Genomic DNA, 243 nt, shown 5'->3' with positions numbered 1-243 from the left:
GGTGACCAGTTCGCACCCGCGCTGGGCGACGGTGCGCGCTGGGGGCTGCGCCTGCACTTCATCGATGAGGGCGCCGTGCCGCTGGAAACCGGTGGTGGCATCCTCAATGCCCTGCCGATCCTCGGCGACGCACCGTTTCTGGTGATCAACGGCGATGTGTGGACGGATATGGAGGTCGCCAGGTTGCCGCGCACGCCTGCCGGCGATGCGCATCTGGTGCTGGTCGATAATCCCGCGCAGCAC

1 protein-coding gene is annotated in these 243 nt (G+C 67.5%); it reads left to right on the top strand.

Going from position 1 to position 243, the window contains the following annotated elements; all coding sequences use genetic code 11:
- Positions 1–243, top strand: a 243-nt coding sequence (locus RRF55_RS27635) for a nucleotidyltransferase family protein (protein WP_439419244.1), incomplete at both ends; no start/stop codon positions are given.

The organism is Klebsiella sp. K47 (genome assembly GCF_051858335.1).
In the GTDB taxonomy this organism is placed as follows: domain Bacteria; phylum Pseudomonadota; class Gammaproteobacteria; order Enterobacterales; family Enterobacteriaceae; genus Klebsiella; species Klebsiella pneumoniae.
The sequence above is the reverse complement of the archived record's forward strand: the minus strand, read 5'-3'. Positions and strand labels throughout refer to the sequence as shown.